General features: G+C 64.4%; 11 protein-coding genes and 1 pseudogene. 5 read left to right on the top strand and 7 right to left on the bottom strand.

Annotated features, from left to right (window positions below; translation table 11 throughout):
* Positions 1 to 10 precede the first annotated feature (10 nt).
* The 3 genes from rplI (at position 11) to alr (ending at position 3,157) form a co-directional block, all read left to right on the top strand.
* A complete protein-coding gene (rplI, locus tag HZR81_RS00835) occupies positions 11 to 457 on the top strand; it encodes a 50S ribosomal protein L9 (protein WP_011914672.1) in 447 nt (148 codons plus the stop codon).
* A gap of 104 nt (positions 458 to 561) precedes the next feature.
* Complete coding sequence (gene dnaB / locus HZR81_RS00830) at positions 562 to 1,956, top strand: replicative DNA helicase (protein WP_102838692.1); 1,395 nt, start codon at positions 562 to 564, stop codon at positions 1,954 to 1,956.
* 124 nt (positions 1,957 to 2,080) lie between these two features.
* Positions 2,081 to 3,157, top strand: a complete 1,077-nt coding sequence (gene alr, locus HZR81_RS00825) for an alanine racemase (protein WP_500127074.1) — start codon at positions 2,081 to 2,083, stop codon at positions 3,155 to 3,157.
* Here alr and HZR81_RS00820 read toward each other — a convergent pair.
* Positions 3,145 to 5,007, bottom strand: a complete 1,863-nt coding sequence (locus tag HZR81_RS00820; RefSeq protein ID WP_500127073.1) for a diguanylate cyclase domain-containing protein — start codon at positions 5,005 to 5,007, stop codon at positions 3,145 to 3,147. The two genes, alr and HZR81_RS00820, sit on opposite strands and share 13 nt — an antisense overlap.
* Positions 5,008 to 5,175: 168 nt before the next feature.
* Between HZR81_RS00820 and HZR81_RS00815 the strand changes: the two genes are divergently transcribed.
* Positions 5,176 to 7,455: a YgiQ family radical SAM protein gene (locus HZR81_RS00815; RefSeq protein WP_500127072.1), complete on the top strand. Its 2,280-nt coding sequence runs from the start codon at positions 5,176 to 5,178 to the stop codon at positions 7,453 to 7,455.
* Between the two features lie 53 nt (positions 7,456 to 7,508).
* Here HZR81_RS00815 and HZR81_RS00810 read toward each other — a convergent pair.
* Together HZR81_RS00810 and HZR81_RS00805 are read right to left on the bottom strand one after the other, a co-directional pair.
* Positions 7,509 to 8,024: pseudogene (locus tag HZR81_RS00810) on the bottom strand (methyl-accepting chemotaxis protein); the annotation flags it as partial.
* Positions 8,025 to 9,578: 1,554 nt separating this feature from the next.
* On the bottom strand, positions 9,579 to 11,174 hold the full coding sequence (locus tag HZR81_RS00805; RefSeq protein ID WP_133455601.1) for a response regulator: 1,596 nt from the start codon (positions 11,172 to 11,174) through the stop codon (positions 9,579 to 9,581).
* A 214-nt stretch (positions 11,175 to 11,388) separates the two neighbouring features.
* Between HZR81_RS00805 and HZR81_RS00800 the strand changes: the two genes are divergently transcribed.
* On the top strand, positions 11,389 to 12,444 hold the full coding sequence (locus HZR81_RS00800) for a DUF2333 family protein (protein WP_063541891.1): 1,056 nt from the start codon (positions 11,389 to 11,391) through the stop codon (positions 12,442 to 12,444).
* Between the two features lie 43 nt (positions 12,445 to 12,487).
* Here HZR81_RS00800 and HZR81_RS00795 read toward each other — a convergent pair whose 3' ends face one another.
* The 4 genes from HZR81_RS00795 to HZR81_RS00780 form a co-directional block, all read right to left on the bottom strand.
* Entirely contained in the window at positions 12,488 to 13,825 is a 1,338-nt protein-coding gene (locus HZR81_RS00795) for a sigma-54-dependent transcriptional regulator (protein ID WP_133455603.1), read from the bottom strand.
* 127 nt (positions 13,826 to 13,952) lie between these two features.
* Entirely contained in the window at positions 13,953 to 15,548 is a 1,596-nt protein-coding gene (locus HZR81_RS00790; RefSeq protein WP_500127071.1) for a sensor histidine kinase, read from the bottom strand.
* Positions 15,538 to 15,771, bottom strand: coding sequence for a PP0621 family protein (locus tag HZR81_RS00785; RefSeq protein WP_110775887.1), 234 nt, complete (start codon positions 15,769 to 15,771; stop codon positions 15,538 to 15,540). The genes HZR81_RS00790 and HZR81_RS00785 overlap by 11 nt, the downstream gene beginning before the upstream one ends.
* Before the next feature lie 120 nt (positions 15,772 to 15,891).
* Positions 15,892 to 16,881 (bottom strand): outer membrane protein assembly factor BamD, encoded by a 990-nt coding sequence (locus tag HZR81_RS00780; protein WP_063541899.1) that lies wholly within the window; start codon positions 16,879 to 16,881, stop codon positions 15,892 to 15,894.
* Positions 16,882 to 17,040 lie beyond the last annotated feature (159 nt).

Genomic DNA, 17,040 nt, shown 5'->3' with positions numbered 1-17,040 from the left:
TAAGACTCAAATGGAAGTCATCCTGCTGGAAAAGATCGCCAACCTGGGCAACCTGGGCGACAAGGTAAACGTCAAGGCCGGTTACGGCCGTAACTACCTGCTGCCGCAAGGCAAGGCTACCGCTGCGACCCCGGCCAACATCGCCGAGTTCGAAGCCCGCCGCGCCGAGCTGGAAAAAGCGGCTGCCGAGAAGAAGGCTTCTGCCGAAACTCGCGCTGCTCAGCTGGCCGAACTGGAAGTCACCATCACCGCTACCGCGGGCGATGAGGGCAAGCTGTTCGGTTCCATCGGCACTGCCGACATCGCCGATGCCCTGACCGCCTCCGGCGTCGAAGTGGCCAAGAGCGAAGTTCGTCTGCCGAACGGCACCATTCGCCAGACCGGCGAATACGACGTGGCTGTGCACCTGCACACCGACGTCGAAGCGACCGTCAAGCTGATCGTCGTAGCCGGCTAAGCCGTCGTCTGGCACCGCTGGTGCCTGACGAGTAACATCGGGCACGTTTCCGCGCGAGTGGAACGTGCCCTTTGTTTTTTCCGTAGTTTCGAATTTCGAGTGCCATGAACGACATCAGTGTCCCCCAGCAATACGATCTGGAAACCGCCGCGCTCAAGGTGCCGCCACACTCCATCGAGGCTGAGCAGGCGGTGCTTGGCGGTCTGATGCTGGACAACAATGCCTGGGAGCGCGTGCTCGACCAGGTCTCCGACGGTGATTTCTATCGTCACGATCATCGCCTCATCTTCCGCGCCATCTTCGCCCTGGCCGAACGCAACTCGCCGTTTGACGTGGTCACCCTGTCCGAGCAGCTGGACAAGGAGGGGCACCTGTCCCAGGTCGGCGGTCTGGCCTATCTTGGCGAGCTGGCGAAGAACACGCCGTCGGTGGCGAACATCAAGGCCTACGCGCAGATCATTCGCGAGCGCGCCACGCTGCGCCAGCTGATCGGCATCAGCAACGAAATCGCTGACAGCGCCTATGCTCCGCAGGGCCGCACCGGCGAGGAAATCCTCGATGAAGCCGAGCGGCTGATCTTCCAGATCGCCGAAGCGCGTCCGAAGACCGGCGGCCCGGTCGGCATCAACGACATCCTGGTCAAGGCCATCGATCGCATCGACACGCTGTTCAACGCCGGCGAGGCGATCACCGGCCTGTCCACCGGCTTCACCGATCTGGATGAAGCCACCAGCGGCCTGCAGCCGGCCGACCTGATCATCGTTGCCGGCCGTCCGTCTATGGGCAAGACCACCTTCGCCATGAACCTGGTGGAGAATGCCGTGCTGCGTACCGACAAGGCGGTGCTGGTGTTCTCGCTGGAGATGCCCGCCGACTCCATCGTCATTCGTATGCTCGCTTCGCTCGGGCGCATCGACCAGACCAAGGTGCGGGCCGGTAAGCTCGATGATGACGACTGGCCGCGGCTGACCTCGGCGGTGAATCTGCTCAATGACCGCAAGCTGTTCATCGACGATACCGCCGGCATCAGCCCGTCGGAGATGCGTGCGCGCACACGGCGCCTGGCTCGCGAGCACGGTGAGATCGCCATGATCATGGTCGACTACCTGCAGCTGATGCAGATTCCTGGCTCCAGCGGTGACAGCCGGGTCAACGAGATTTCCGAGATCTCGCGCTCGCTGAAAGGCCTGGCGAAGGAGTTCAATTGCCCGGTGATCGCCCTGTCCCAGCTCAACCGCTCGCTGGAGCAGCGACCCAACAAGCGCCCGGTGAACTCAGACCTTCGTGAATCGGGGGCAATCGAGCAGGACGCGGACATCATCATGTTCGTCTACCGCGACGAGGTGTATCACCCGGAAACCGAGTACAAGGGCGTCGCCGAGATCATCATCGGCAAGCAACGGAACGGTCCGATCGGCACCACACGCCTGGCGTTCCTCGGCAAGTACTCGCGTTTCGAGAATCTGGCGCCGGGCAGCTACCAGTTCGACGACGAGTAGTCGGCCGTCTCGCCAGGCGGCGGGGGAGGGCGTCGTCCATGCCCCTCGCCGAGCTCCGCTCTGCAAGGTCGTGCGCAGCGGAGTAAGATTCCAGCCTCACCCGCCGTTGTACAGGAACAGTCCCATGCGTCCGCTGGTTGCCACGGTCGACCTGACCGCGCTTCGTCACAACTACCTGCTCGCCAAGCAATGCGCACCACAGCGCAAGGCCTTCGCCGTGGTCAAGGCCAACGCCTATGGGCATGGCGCACCGGAGGCGGTGGCGGCATTGCGCGAAATTGCCGATGGTTTCGCCGTGGCCTGCCTGGAAGAGGCAGAGGTGATCCGTGGCTGCGCACCCGACGCGCGCATCCTGCTGCTGGAGGGCTGCTTCGAGCCATCCGAGTACCAACGAGCGGCTGAGCTGGGGCTGGACATCGCTGTTCAGGACGAGCGCCAGGCCGACTGGCTGCTGGCTGCCGAGCTGGTGCGCCCGCTGAACGTCTGGCTCAAGCTGGATTCGGGCATGCACCGGCTGGGCTTCGGCGTGGACGGCCTGCGCGAGTGTCACGCGCGGCTCAAGGGCGCGGACCAGGTCGGCGAACTCAATCTGATCAGTCACTTCGCCTGTGCCGACGAGCGTGGCCACGCGCTGACCGACACCCAGCTGGAGCGCTACGCAGAGCTGCTGGAGCTCTCGTTCGACAACTGCTCGCTGGCCAATTCCGCCGCCGTGCTGACCCTGCCGCAGGCGCATATGGCCTGGGTCCGCCCCGGGATCATGCTCTACGGCGCGACGCCGTTTACCGAGCTGAGCGCTCGGGAGCTTGGGCTGAAACCGGTGATGACGCTGACTGGCGCGCTGATCGCGGTACGCGAGGTGCCGGTCGGCGACAGCGTCGGTTATGGCGCGAGCTGGGTGGCGCAGCGTCCGTCGCGTATCGGCACCGTCAGCTGTGGCTACGCCGATGGTTATCCGCGTACCGCGCCGTCCGGCACCTCGGTGGTGATCCATGGACAGCGCGTGCCGCTGGCCGGGCGAGTGTCGATGGACATGCTCGCCGTGGACCTGACCGACTTGCCGCAGGCGCAGCTTGGCGACGCGGTGGAGCTGTGGGGTACGCAGATGCCCATCGACGAGCTCGCCCAGGCCTGTGGCACCATCGGCTACGAGCTGCTGACCAAGGTGACCGGGCGCGTGCCGCGCCGTTATATCGGCTGATCGGCTGGCGTGCGCCCGTCCTGCTGGACCCAGCTCGCCCGGCCCTGCTGCTTGGCGCGATAGAGCGCCTCGTCAGCGGCCTTGTAGAGCCGGCTGAACTCCTCGGCATGCTGCGGAAAGAACGCGGCACCGACGCTCACGGTCACCGCCAGGCTGGTGCCCCGGTAGCGCACCGGTAGCGACAGCTCGTGCAGCAGCCGTTCGGCGACCTGGCCGGCGTCCTGCTCGACGTTCGGCCCGGTCAGCAGTATCGCGAATTCATCCCCGCCCAGCCGGGCCGCCATGTCGCTGCTGCGCACCAGGCTGCGCAGTCGCTGGCCCAGCGTGCGCAACAGCAGATCACCGGCATCATGGCCGTGGCCGTCGTTGATCGGCTTGAAGTGATCCAGATCGATCAGCAGCAGCGCGATCGACTCACCGCGCCGCGCGGCCTCGGCCATGGCCGCTTCGACCCGCTCGATGAGGTAGCGCCGGTTGGGCAGCTCGGTCAGCGGGTCGTGGAAGGCGGCCTGTTTGAGCTCGATTTCCCGTTCGCTGAGGTCGCGGTTGGCCTGCGCCAGCTCGGCGGTACGCGCCTCCACCGCCAGGCTGAGTTGTTCGGCGCTGGCCTGGACCTGCTTCAGTCGCGCGGACTTTTCCCGGTCGGCGTGTTCCAGTGCCGCCGCGCGCTCCTGCTTGAGTATCTGGATGCGCGAGGCCAGGGCGAAGGAGAACAGGATGGACTCGGCAGCCACCGCCAGCGGAAAGACGTAGCCGCTCCAGGCCGCCGGTTGGATCACGCCGGTGGCGCGCAGCAACAGCAGATTGACGCTGCCCAGGATCACGCCGAAGCCGCAGAGGTAGAGTAGGGCGGGAAAGTAACCCTGGCGCCAGCGGCGGAACGAGGCCCACAGCGACGCCGGGATCGCGGTCAGGGCCAGCACGACGAAGACCCAGGCGCCGAACGCGCGCAACCCGAAGATGTTGAGCAGTACGGCTGTGACATAGAGGCACAAGGCAAAGGTCAGCAGGCGGTGGGCCCAGGGCACGAAACGGCGGGTCTGCAGCAGGGTCTGGGTGAAGCGGCAGGCGCTGAAACCCCAGAGCGCCGGGATGCTGATGCGATCCAGCCAGAAGGGCACCGGTCCGTTCGGCCAGAGGTACTGAAAGCCATGTCCGGTCATGCCCAGAATCATCAGCAGCGCGCCACTGGTGGTCATTACGTACCAGAAATAGGCGTTGTCGCGCAGGCTGAGGAAGATGAACAGGTTGTACAGCAGCATGGCCAGGATCAGGCCATAGATCAGGCCGAGAAACAGGTTCTCGCCCACTGCCTGCTCCTGCAGCGTGTCGAGCTGCCAAACCTTGAGCGGAAAGGAGTTGCCGGCCGGGTCGTAGCTGCGCAGATAAAAGGTCAGCGGGCGCTGGTCGCTCAGCTCGGGAAGGCGGAACAGCATGCGCCGGTAGGGATGGTCGCGCCCTTCATGGAAGCCGACCAGCTCGCCGGACTGGCGCTCGTGCCAGCCACCCTCGCCGTCCGGCAGGTAGAGGCGCAGGTCCTTCAGCGTTACCGAGCCGACCTCCAGCCACCAATGTGCCGGCGCGTCGCTGGTCCGCTGTAGCGTGACCTTAACCCACCAGGGGTGCGGGCTCTGGCCTACGCTGGCCTTGCCCTGCGCCGGCTGAAAGCGCGCCTGCACCTCAGGGCGTTGCAGGCCCGTCGTCTCCAGCTCGGCGCCGGGATCCATCAGCAATTCCACATGGGCATTCAGACTTCGGCCGCTGTCATGCGCGCCGATCAAGGCTGTATCGGCATGGGCGGGCAAGAGCGTGCCAAGGCACAGCAGGAGGGCGAGGAGGACGGCGTGCACCAGGATCTCCCGGGCTCGATACGTGGGTCGGGTGGCGCGAGTATAGCGGGAGACGAAAGCGCAGCGCGCGCCTGTCGGCAAGGCCGATAAAGACCCTGCACAGTGGTCGGGCTTGGTTATTTTTTGTGCTATATTCCGCGCCCGTTTTCGTTGCCCCGGTTTTCCGCCATGCACGCCGTCAAGCCACTGTTCGACTATCCCAAGTACTGGGCCGAGTGTTTCGGTCCGGCGCCGTTCCTGCCGATGAGCAGGGAGGAGATGGATCAGCTCGGCTGGGACTCGTGCGACATCATCATCGTCACCGGTGATGCCTATGTCGACCACCCGTCCTTCGGCATGGCGATCATCGGCCGCCTGCTCGAGGCCCAGGGCTTTCGCGTCGGCATCATCAGCCAGCCGGACTGGCAGAGCAAAGACGACTTCATGAAGCTCGGCGAGCCGAATCTGTTCTTTGGCGTCGCTGCCGGCAATATGGACTCGATGATCAATCGCTACACCGCCGATCGCAAGGTGCGTTCCGACGACGCCTATACCGCGGGCGGCCTGGCCGGCAAGCGTCCGGATCGCGCCAGCCTGGTCTACAGCCAGCGCTGCAAGGAGGCCTACAAGCACGTGCCGGTGGTGCTTGGCGGCATCGAGGCCTCGCTGCGCCGTATCGCCCATTACGATTATTGGTCGGACAAGGTGCGCCGCTCGATCCTGATGGACGCCACCGCGGACATGCTGCTCTACGGCAACGCCGAGCGTGCGATCGTCGAGGTGGCGCAGCGCCTGGCGCGTGGCGATACGATCGAGGCCATCACCGATGTGCGCGGCACCGCCTTCATCCGCAAGGACACCCCCGAAGGCTGGTTCGAGATCGACTCCACCCGCATCGACCGCCCCGGCAAGATCGACAAGATCATCAACCCCTACGTCAACACGCAGGACCTGTCCGCCTGCGCCATCGAAAAGGACAAGGGGCCACAGGACGACCCGAACGAAGCCCGGCCGGTGGAGCTGCTGCCACACCCGAAACTCGAGCGTGAGCGCACGGTGATCCGCCTGCCGTCTTTCGAAAAGGTGCGCAACGATCCGGCGCTGTATGCCCACGCCAACCGGGTGCTGCACCTGGAAACCAACCCAGGCAACGCCCGCGCGCTGGTGCAGCGTCACGACGACCGTGAGCTGTGGCTCAATCCGCCGCCGATTCCGCTGACCACCGAGGAAATGGACTATGTGTTCGCCGCGCCCTATGCGCGCGTGCCGCACCCGGCATACAACGGCGCGAAGATTCCCGCCTACGAAATGATCCGCTTCTCGGTGAACATCATGCGCGGCTGTTTCGGCGGATGTACCTTCTGCTCGATCACCGAGCACGAGGGACGCATCATCCAGAGCCGCTCCCACGAGTCGATCCTCCACGAGATCGAGGAAATGAAGAACGTGCCGGGCTTCACCGGTGTGGTCTCCGACCTCGGCGGGCCGACTGCCAATATGTATCGCCTGGCCTGTAAGAGCCACGACATCGAGAAGCACTGCCGCAAGCCGTCCTGCGTGTTCCCCGGGATCTGCGAGAACCTCGATACCGACCACAGTTCGCTGATCGAGCTGTACCGCAAGGCGCGTGCGCTGCCGGGCGTGAAGAAGATCCTGATTGCCTCCGGCCTGCGCTACGACCTTGCGGTGGAGTCGCCGGAGTACGTCAAGGAGCTGGTCACCCACCATGTCGGCGGTTACCTGAAGATCGCGCCGGAGCACACCGAGCGTGGTCCGCTGGACAAGATGATGAAGCCGGGCATCGGCACCTACGACCGCTTCAAGCGCATGTTCGAGAAGTACTCGAAGGAGGCGGGCAAGGAGCAGTACCTGATCCCGTACTTCATTGCCGCGCACCCCGGCACCACCGACGAGGACATGATGAACCTCGCCCTGTGGCTGAAGGCCAACGGCTTCCGCGCCGATCAGGTACAGGCGTTCTACCCGTCGCCGATGGCCTCGGCCACCGCCATGTACCACACCGGCAAGAACCCGCTGCGCAAGGTGACCTACAAGAGCGAAGGCGTCACCGTGGTCAAGAGCGAGGAGCAGCGTCGTCTGCACAAGGCTTTCCTGCGTTATCACGATCCGAAGGGCTGGCCGCTCTTGCGCGAGGCGCTGATCCGCATGGGCCGCGCCGACCTGATTGGCAGCGGCAAGCACCAGCTGATCCCGGCACACCAGCCAGCCACCGAGGGTTACCAGAGCGCGCGACGCAAGAACTCCACGCCGGTCGGCAGCAAGAAGGCCGGGCAGGGCGGCAAGATCCTCACCCAGCACAACGGCCTACCGCCACGCAGCCATGACGGCAACGCCTGGGACAAGCGCGAGCAGGCCAAGGCCGCGGCCGAGGCCCGGCGCAAGGCGCAGAAGAGCGGCAAACCGGCCGGCAAGGGTGGCAAGCCGCAGCGCCCGGTTGCACCCCGTTAGCGGTAGCGGTTCTTCGGCATAGGAAAGCGGAGCGCCAGGCTCCGTTTTCTTTTCTAGAACCTGAACGCCTGGGTCGCATGATCCAGTTCGCTGCCGAGCTGCAGCATCTGCGCACTTTGCTCACGGCCCCGGCTGATGTGGTTCAGGTTGGCGTCGCCGAGTTGGTGGATGCGTTCGCTGTGCCCGCGAATCTCGCCCACCGCCTCGCCCTGTTGCGCGGTCGCCTGGGCGATCTGTTCGGCCATGCGACTGATGGTGGCGATGGTCGAGACGATCTCGTCCAGCGCCTGATCGGCACTCTGGGCGAGGTTCGCGGTGCTTTCGGCATGCTCGACCTGGCTGCGCATCGCCTCGACCGATTGCCGTGCGGCCTGCTGCAGGCGGCCGATCAGCTGTTGGATCTCTTCGGTGGCGCCGCTGGTGCGCTGCGCCAGCGAGCGAACCTCGTCGGCCACCACGGCGAATCCGCGGCCATGCCCGCCGGCGCGGGCGGCCTCGATAGCAGCGTTCAGCGCGAGCAGATTGGTTTGCTCGGCGATGGCGCGGATCACCGTCAGCACGTTGCCGATGGTGGTGGTTTCGTCGGCGAGGCGCTCGATGGCAGCGGCATTGTCCTGCACTTCGCTGACCAGGCCATGCAGGCCGGTCAGGCTTTGGCCGATCACCTGCTGGCCGTGCTGCACCGCCCGGGAGGCGGCGCGACTCGCTTCAGCCGCTTCTCCAGCGCCATCGGCCACCTGCTGGATGGTCGCTTCCAGCTCGCCCAGCGAATCGCGAATCTGCGCTGTATCGCCGGTCTGGCGCTGGGCTCCGTCATGCAGATCGCTGCTCATCTCATCGAGGTTGCGGCTGCTGGCTGCAACCTGGATCGCCTGCTGGCGCAGCGTTCCAACCAGCTCCAGCAGGTAGCTGCGCAGGCGGTTGAGCGAGGTCTCGATGTCGGTGATTTCAGTTATTTTCGTCTCGATGCGCACCGCGCTGGCGAAATCGCCCTTCGCCCAGCTGGAGAGGGCCGGCACCAGTTGGCCAAGGGCGCGGGTCAGCTGGCGTTGCAGGCGGTCGATCGCCAGGGCGATAAGCAGTATCAGCGCGATGATGCCCACCTGTATCAGGCGCACCTCGCCCTGGATGCGGCTGTGCTCGGCGCGCACGGCGGGCTCCAGTTCGGCCAGTGCCTGCTCGACGCTGGCGATCTTCTGCGTGCTGCTGTCGAGCAACGCACGGCGTTGGCGGATCAACTCGCGGGTGCGTTGCAGCTCGGCAGGGTAGCGCTTGATCAAGCTTGCGAGCTCGCGCTTGAGGGCGATGCCGCGGTCTTCGCTGTGTTGGTCTGCGCCCTCGCCCAGCTCCAGCAGTGCGGCGAAACTGCTGGCGGCCGACTGCGTAGCGGCCTCGACGCCCAGCAAGGGCAGGGCTTCGAGCTTTGCGGCCTCCTGTTCCAGGTTGTGCAGCACCTGCTCCACCTCGCCAGCCAGATCATCGCGACCGCTGCTCACCAGTTTGCCCCGGGCGTGCCCCAGGCGCTGCAGCTGTTGGGCGGCTGCGAACAGCGGGCCCTGATACGCCTGTGCGCTCGGATGGCTGGCCTGGCTTCGGTATTCATCCAGCTGCGAAAGGACACCGCTCAGCTCCCGTTCCGCCTGCAATAGCAGGCCTTGCGGGTCACCTGCCAGCTTGCCGGCTGCAAGCAGGTCATCGGCACTGAAGCGGTTCAGTTCCTCTAGGCCGGGGCGAAGCTGATCTGCCAATTTGCCGGGCAGTTGGCCGATGTCCTGCTTAAGCTCGACGAGGGCCTGCTGCGCCTGGGCATGGCGCAGGGCGTCGCCGCTGCCGAGGTAGGCGTGGATGTTCTCCGCGACCTGATGCTGGAACTGCTGGGACAGCCCCAGGTAGCGAGCCATCAGCAGGTAGGGACGCTCCAGCGCTCGCTCCGACCACCAGAGCGTGGCTCCGAGCGCCAGGCAGACCGCTACGAGCAACAGGGTATTGAGAGTGGTGAGCGACTTCAGGCGCATCCTCGCCTCGCATAATGGATCGAGAGGCCTGAAAGGTATGGCAATTTAATGTCAGTCTTGTGACAGTGTTACCCGGGCCGCTCCCCGGGTGATGCCGGCGAGCCTGTCTCAGTAGCGTTCGACGCGATTGCGACCGCCGTGTTTGGCTCGGTAGAGCGCTTCGTCCGCCTGCTGAGTGAGTGTCTTGACCTCGGCATCCGCGGTCAGCTCAGTCACGCCGCAGCTGAAAGTGCAGCTCAGGTCCTCCGGTTGCGCGGGGAAGTGGATCTCGGCGAAGCGCTGGCGGATATCGTCGAGTACCTTGCAGGCCGCGCTGGCGGGTGTGTCGGGCAGCACAACGGCGAACTCCTCACCACCGTAACGGCCGATGTGGTCGGTCTTGCGCAGGCGTTGCTTGAGAAACAGCGCGAGGCTCTTGATGACACGGTCGCCCATGGGATGGCCGAAGGTGTCGTTGACGCGCTTGAAGTGATCGATGTCGAGCATCGCGAAACTGAGCGGACGGTCGTCGCGCCGGGCACGAAAACGCGCGTCCTCGAGCAATTGCAGACTGTGGGTGTGGTTGTACAGGCCGGTCAGGCTGTCGCGCACGATGCGCGCCTTCAGGCTTCGCGCGCGTGTGGCGCGGGTGCGCACGGTTGCGATCAAGTGGCTTGGCTTGATCGGCTTGGTGAGAAAGTCGTCGCCGCCTTCGCCCATGGCGTCGAGCTGCTTGTCCAGATCGTCCTCGGCGGACAGGTAGATGATCGGGACGCTGACATAGCGCTCATGCTGGCGAATCACCTTGGCCAGTTCCGTACCCAGGCAGTCGGGCATGTACATGTCGAGAATGATCAGGTCGGGCTGGAACTCGGCGAGCGCGCCAATCGCCTGGATCGGCTCCAGCAGTGTGTGGGTGACGATGCCAGCGTTGTTCAGTACCCGCTCGGTATGCGTTGCCTGGGCTCGGGAATCGTCAACGATCAATACGCGGATCGGTTCGTAATGTGCCGTGCGGGTGAATATCTCGATCTTCTCCAGCAGACTGCTGGCATCCAGGGTGCCGGTGAAGAACTCCAGACCGCCGGCACGAACGGCGGCAAGCCGGGTCGGCGTATCCGTTTCGCAGTGGCTGAAGAACAGCAATGGCAGCTTCGCCTCGAGTCCCTGCTGGATTTGCTCGGCCAGCCGCAGGCCTTCGCCTGGGCCGTTGAAATCGACTTCCATGACGATGGCGGAAGGGTGGCGGCGATGCATGGCGGCGCGAAACGCCGCGACATTGCCGAACGCCTGCGCAGACATACTGAAGAAGTCCAGCTGACGCACCAGATGCTCAGCGCGCTCCTGATCCTGCAGTGCGATGTACACCGGTTTGCTCAAGGGTGGCAGGAAGGACTGGTTGTGCGGGTCGTTATGGCGCAGGCCGGTCCGCGCCAGGCGGTAAATCAGCTGGCTGAGCGTAGATATGGTGCTGCTGGACAGGCGGCCGCGGTTGTCCCTGATGTCGCCGAGGCAATCCTCGATGTTCAGCGCCAGCTCGGCATGCTCGGTCTGCTCGAAGCGGTCGGCAAATCGCCGAAGGCGGGAGGTCGCTTCGGTAAGGGCCGTATGGTAGCCATCGTTCCATTCGCTGCGCTGCAGTTGCTGCCAGACTTCGAGCACCTCGCGAGCCTGATGAATGACCCGTTGGGCAAAGTGCTGCTTGAGTTCTTCCTGATCCGACATGACGAAATTCCTGTGCACCCGGTGCGCTGCCTCGGTGCTTTGTAGTGGCGGCATGCTATCACCGCCCGTGCGCTTTGGAAGTGCGTCGCGCGGTAGTGGTTCTCAATTTGACACTGAGCACGGCGGGACGCTGCGTTATAGTAAGAAAACTCTCCGCAACGCCCCCGGCTACCTGCGGTCGAACTCCCGAATCCGCGAGAAGGACACATAACACATGTTGGACTGGAAGAATCGCTTCGCCCGTATCGGTCGCACGAACGGCTCGGCCGGGACCGCCCGTCAGGGTGGTAACCCGCTTCTACTGGTCCTCGCCGCTCTGGTGGGCCTCTACTTGCTGGTGACGTTGCTCGTGGGCTGGTACTGGAGCCGCGAGCCCGACCTGTTCCCTGTGCAGCAGCATGCGCGCCAGAGCGCCGAAGCGGCACAGCTGCAGCTGGTCAGCGGCTACACCACGGTCGAAACGCTCAAGCGGGTGGCCAGCACGTTGCTGGACAAGCCCGGCGGTTATCTGAGCAACGACATTGCGCCGCCTGGACTGTGGTTGGACAACATGCCGAGCTGGGAGTACGGCGTGCTGGTGCAGGTTCGCGACCTGGCGCGTGCGTTGCGCAAGGACTTCGCTCGTTCGCAATCGCAGTCGACTGAGGATCCGGACCTGGCCAAGGCCGAGCCGCTGTTCAATTTCGACAACCGCAGCTGGACGCTGCCGGCGTCGGAATCCGAGTATCGCAACGGCATTCGCGCCCTCGATCGCTATCTGGCACGGCTGAGCGACCCGGCGCCAAAGGCCTTGTTCTATACCCGCGCCGATAATCTGAACAACTGGCTGGGCGACGCGGCGACGCGACTGGGCTCGCTGTCCCAACGTCTCTCGGCTTCCGTCGGCCGCGTGCGGCTGGATACCGATATCGCACCGGAACAGGAGCGGGCCGGCATCGTGCCGCAGGTCAAGGAGCAGGTGGTGGAAACCCCCTGGATGCAGATCGATAACGTCTTCTTCGAGGCGCGCGGCCAGGCCTGGGCGCTTTCGCATCTGCTGCGTGCAATCGAGGTGGATTTCGCTGACGTCCTGGCCAAGAAGAACGCCACCATCAGCGTCCGGCAGATCATCCGCGAGCTGGAGGCAGCGCAGGAGCCGCTGTGGAGCCCGATGGTGCTGAACGGCAGTGGTTATGGTGTGCTGGCCAATCACTCGCTGGTGATGGCCAATTACATCTCGCGCGCCAATGCGGCGATCATCGACCTGCGCAACCTGCTGTCGCAGGGGTAGGGCGCAGCGTTCGTATCCGGGGGCAGGCGCCTACGCCTGCCACTCAGTCCAGTCCGAGTTTCTTCAGACGGTAACGCATCGAGCGAAAGGTCAGCCCCAGTCGCTGGGCCGCCGCGGTGCGGTTCCAGCGGGTTTCCTCAAGGGCCTGCATGATCAGCTTGCGCTCGATCTCTTCCAGGTGGTCTTCCAGATTATCGATCTGCGCCAGACTGGCTTCGCCGTTCTCCGACAGGCCCGGGCTGTCGGCTAGACGCAGGTCGCCGGCCTTGATCTCGTCATCTTCACAGAGCGTGTAGGCCCGCTCGAGCATGTTCTCCAGCTCGCGCACGTTGCCCGGGAAACGATAGTTTTCCAGCTTCGCCAGGGCATCAGGATGCAGCCGGGCACTGCTGTCGCCGCATTCCTGTGCCAGCCGGCGGAGCATGGCATCAGCGAGCAAACCGATGTCTTCACGGCGCTCGCGTAGTGGCGGCACACGCAGTTCGATGACGTTCAGACGGTAATACAGGTCCTGGCGGAAGCGGCCTGCGGCCACTTCGCTGGCCAGATCCTTGTGGGTGGCACAGAGGATGCGGACGTCGACCATTACTTCCTGCGCACCGCCGACCGCGCGTACGGCCTTTTCCTGGATGGCGCGCAGCAGCTTGACCTGCATCGGTAGCGGCAGGTCCGCCACTTCGTCGAGGAACAGCGTGCCGCCATTGGCCGCCTGGAACAGTCCGGGTTTGTCCTCGATGGCGCCACTGAAGCTGCCCTTCTTGTGGCCGAAGAATTCGCTTTCCATCAGTTCCGAAGGGATCGCGCCGCAATTGACCGGCACGAAGGGCTTGTCGCTGCGTGGGCCCTGTTCGTGAATCAGGCGGGCCACCAGTTCCTTGCCGCTGCCCGATTCGCCGCTGATGTAGACCGGTGCCTGGCTGCGGGCGAGCTTGCCGATCTGCTTGCGCAGGACCTTCATCGGCGGCGAACTGCCTAGCAGGCGATTGTCCACTGGCGATTCGGTCGCCGGTGCGCGCAGCCGCAAGGCGGTGCTGACGAGTTCGCGAAGGCGGTTGAGATCCACAGGTTTGGTCAGAAAATCGAAAGCGCCAGCCTTCAGGGCGCCGATGGCGGTGTCGAGACTGCCATAGGCGGTGATCATCGCCACCGGCAGTTGCGGATGCTGCTGCTGGATGTACTGCACCAGATCCAAGCCGCTGCCGTCGGGCAGACGCATGTCGGTCAGGCACAGATCATAGTGCTCGCGTGCCAGGCACTCGCGCGCTTCCTTGAGGTTGCGGGCGCTGCGGGTATCGAGCTTCATGCGCCCGAGGGTGATCTCCAGCAACTCGCGGATATCGGGCTCGTCATCGATGATCAATGCTTTCTGGCGCGCGGTCATGGTCTTGCTCTTGATTCGTGAAGCGGGTCTCCCCGGCTAAGGGGCAGGGCAGCATGTTAACCCCGCCGAGGGTCGCCGTGGCTGTCGCTTTGGTCGATGTGTGATGCGCTGCCGGCAAGCGGCGAGCTCAACTCAGCTTACGCGGGTGGGCGAAGACGATGCGGAAGCAGCTACCGCCTTCGGGCCGTTCGCGATAATCCAGTCGAGCCTGATTGCTCTCGCAAAGTTCTCGCGAGATGTAAAGCCCCAGGCCGGTGCCCTTGCTCTCGGTGGTAAAGAACGGCTCGAACACGTTGTGCAGTTGGTCGGCAGCAATGCCGGGGCCGTCATCGAGCACCTCGACGATCGGCAGATCGCTCTGCTCGTCGCGGAAAAGTCGCAGCCAGACCTGCGCCTGCGAATGCTGCTGCCCACTGTAGCGCAGGCCGTTCTGCACCAGGTTGGTCAGCACCTGGGTCAGCTGATTGGGGTCCATGCGGGTCTGCAGCGAACTGCCGATCGTTTCCACATGCACCGTCTGTTGTGGGGCCAGGCCTTGGCGGAACTCGCTCGCGAAGCGATGCAGCCAGTACTTGAGGTCCAACAACTGTGGCTCGGCCTGTCGGCGCCGCGAGAGTTGCAGGACGTTCTCGATGACCAGGTTCATGCGCCGAGAGTGGTCCTGAATGATCTGCGCCAGGCGACGGTCCGGGCCGTCCAGCTCCTCGGACTCCTGAAGCAGCTGTGCGGCATGGCTGATGGCGCCCAGCGGGTTGCGTATCTCGTGGGCAATGCTGGCGGTGAGCCGTCCGAGAGATGCGAGCTTGAGCTGCTGCGCTTTCTGCGCGATCTGCGAGATGTCCTCGAGAAAGACCAGGGTGTCGAGCTTGTTGCCATGTTGCAGGGCGGCGAAGCTCGGCTGGAGCGTCGGGCCACCCGGCGTTGCCTTGAGATTCTGCGGGCGCAGGGTGGGATTGCCGCGCCATTGTTGCAGGGCTTTGAGCAACTCCGGGCAGCGCGGGGCAAGACGCTCGCCGGTCAGCGATTCGTCCTGGCCGAGTAGCTGCAGCGCGCCCTGGTTGGCCAGCAGCACGCGTTCCTGGGGGCTCAGCACCATGATGCCGGTGCGCATGCGCTGCAGGATAAGCGCGTTGAGTGCTTCGAGGTTGGCGACGTCCTCGGCGCGCTGGCGTGCGAGATTTTCGCTCGCCTGCAGGCGCCGCGTGAGGCCTTGCACGAGAAACGCGGCAGCGAAACAGAGGGTGCCGAGCGCGGCGGCCTGAACATACTGGCTGCTGGCTTCAGGCCGGCTGATGCTGAGATAAAAGGTCAGGTAGATCAGGCCAATCGCTGCCACGGCGGCAACAAAGAACCCGATACGCCCGCGCAGCAGGATGTTGGCGATCGCGACGGCAATGATCAGCAGGTTGCCGATTCCACTCGGCGTGCCTCCACCGAAATAGAACAGGCCGGACAGCAGGATCACGTCCATCAGTGCCAGGCCGAGCACAGGCAGGTCACGCGCAGGGTTCTGCACCAGCACGGCGACCACGATGTTCAGGATCAGATAGAGCCAGGCACCGTACTGGAACAGCTGCGGATTGCTCATCTGCAACAGGTCATTGTGCAGATCACTGCTTATCAGCAGTACCAGTGCCAGGCCGATGGTCAGGCGATAGAGGTGATACAGGCGGAGGATGCGTCGCCCCTGATCGCCGAGAAAAGCGAGGTTTTCAGTGCCCACCAGGCGTGCTGTCCTGCTCCAGGTGGGCCTGGCTGCAGTACCAGCGTCCCTGGGACTGCAGCGCCTGATCCTGCGGTACGTGCACGCCGCACTGGGCGCAGCGGACCATTGGCAGGCTGCCCTGTTGCTGTGTGGTGGGTGCTTTCTTCTGGGTCAGGCGCCGCCAGAGCCAGAAGGCGGCGGCGATCAGTGCGATCCAGAACAGCAGTCGAAACAGCCCCATATCGTTTCCTTCCCCTTTAAGCGTGACGACCGGCGATCGTTTGAGCCAGGGCCGATCCAGGCCCTTTGCGCCGCCGGTGACGTGCGCGGGGCTCGTCGGGGCGGCGCCAGGTCAGTCCAGTCAGTCGAACAGGCCGAAAGTCAGGCGGCTCCACCAGGAGCGCTTCGGCTCCTGCTGCTCCACTTCCTTGAGCACGGGACGCAGCTCATCGGGCAGGTCACGTGCGGCGTTCTCGTACTGGCGCAACACGTCGCGGTTGGCGCGGGAAGTGTCGGGGCGCGGCGCTTCGCCTTCGATCAGGCCGAGTGTGGCCTTGCTCAGCCAGCTGCGAGTGTCTTCTTCGCGCTCGACGGGAGTGAACTTGCCGTCTTCCAGAGTGGCGTGATCGGGGTAATTAAGTTGCAGGGTTTTCAGGCTGGACTCGGCGAGGTCATCCAGGCCCAGGCGCTGGTACGCCTCGGTCATCACTGCCAGGCCGTCGGCTACCGCGGGCGTCCCCTGGAAGTTCTCCACTACGTAGCGGCCGCGGTTGGCCGCCGCTACATAAGCCTGACGCTTGAGGTAGTAATGCGCGACATGGATTTCATTGGCCGCCAGCAGGTTGCGCAGATAGACCATGCGCGCCTTAGCGTCGGGGGAGTAGCGACTGTTGGGGTAGCGGCTGGTGAGCTGGGCGAACTCGTTGAACGAATCACGCGCGGCGCCGGGGTCGCGTTTGGTCATGTCCAACGGCAGGAAGCGGGCTAGCAGGCCACGATCCTGATCGAACGAGGCCAGGCCCTTTAGGTAGTAGGCGTAATCGACATTCGGGTGCTGCGGATGCAGGCGGATGAAGCGCTCTGCTGCCGAGCGCGCGGCCTCCGGCTCGACGTTGCGGTAGTAAGCGTAGATAAGCTCGAGCTGTGCCTGCTCGGCGAAGCGGCCGAAGGGATAGCGCGACTCCAACGCCTTGAGCTTGCTGATTGCGCTGGTATAGCTCTTGTTGTCCAGGTCGGCCTGTGCTTGCTGGTACAGCTCGACCTCACCCAGATTTTCATCGACGGTTTCGTTGGAGGAGCAGGCGGCGGTTAGGGCGAGAATGGCGATCAGCAGCAGGTGTTTCACTTGCATGGCGGCTTGCGTCCCTGTGACGGCTGGCTGTCTCGCGCGGAGCCGTCCTGTTATGATGAGCGCCCCGGTGCGCCGGGACAAAGACGCCGTATTTAAACACAAGCGTGTAGCCGAAACCAAAGGCCGCGCCGCCATCGGCGGTCCCCAGGCATCCATCAG

The organism is Pseudomonas sp. LM13 (genome assembly GCF_041381355.1).
GTDB classification, from domain to species: Bacteria; Pseudomonadota; Gammaproteobacteria; order Pseudomonadales; family Pseudomonadaceae; genus Stutzerimonas; species Stutzerimonas frequens.
Note: the sequence above shows the minus strand (reverse complement) of the source record. Positions and strands in the feature narration are given on the sequence as shown.

Bases quoted from the DNA above. Each gene is read 5' to 3' on its own strand.
- rplI (WP_011914672.1), top strand. From the start codon at position 11: ATGGAAGTCATCCTGCTGGAAAAGATCGCCAACCTGGGCAACCTGGGC.
- HZR81_RS00815 (WP_500127072.1), top strand. From the start codon at position 5,176: ATGCACGCCGTCAAGCCACTGTTCGACTATCCCAAGTACTGGGCCGAG.
- HZR81_RS00805 (WP_133455601.1), bottom strand. From the start codon at position 11,174: ATGTCGGATCAGGAAGAACTCAAGCAGCACTTTGCCCAACGGGTCATT.
- alr (WP_500127074.1), top strand. From the start codon at position 2,081: ATGCGTCCGCTGGTTGCCACGGTCGACCTGACCGCGCTTCGTCACAAC.
- dnaB (WP_102838692.1), top strand. From the start codon at position 562: ATGAACGACATCAGTGTCCCCCAGCAATACGATCTGGAAACCGCCGCG.
- HZR81_RS00795 (WP_133455603.1), bottom strand. From the start codon at position 13,825: ATGACCGCGCGCCAGAAAGCATTGATCATCGATGACGAGCCCGATATC.
- HZR81_RS00800 (WP_063541891.1), top strand. From the start codon at position 11,389: ATGTTGGACTGGAAGAATCGCTTCGCCCGTATCGGTCGCACGAACGGC.
- HZR81_RS00785 (WP_110775887.1), bottom strand. From the start codon at position 15,771: ATGGGGCTGTTTCGACTGCTGTTCTGGATCGCACTGATCGCCGCCGCC.
- HZR81_RS00780 (WP_063541899.1), bottom strand. From the start codon at position 16,881: ATGCAAGTGAAACACCTGCTGCTGATCGCCATTCTCGCCCTAACCGCC.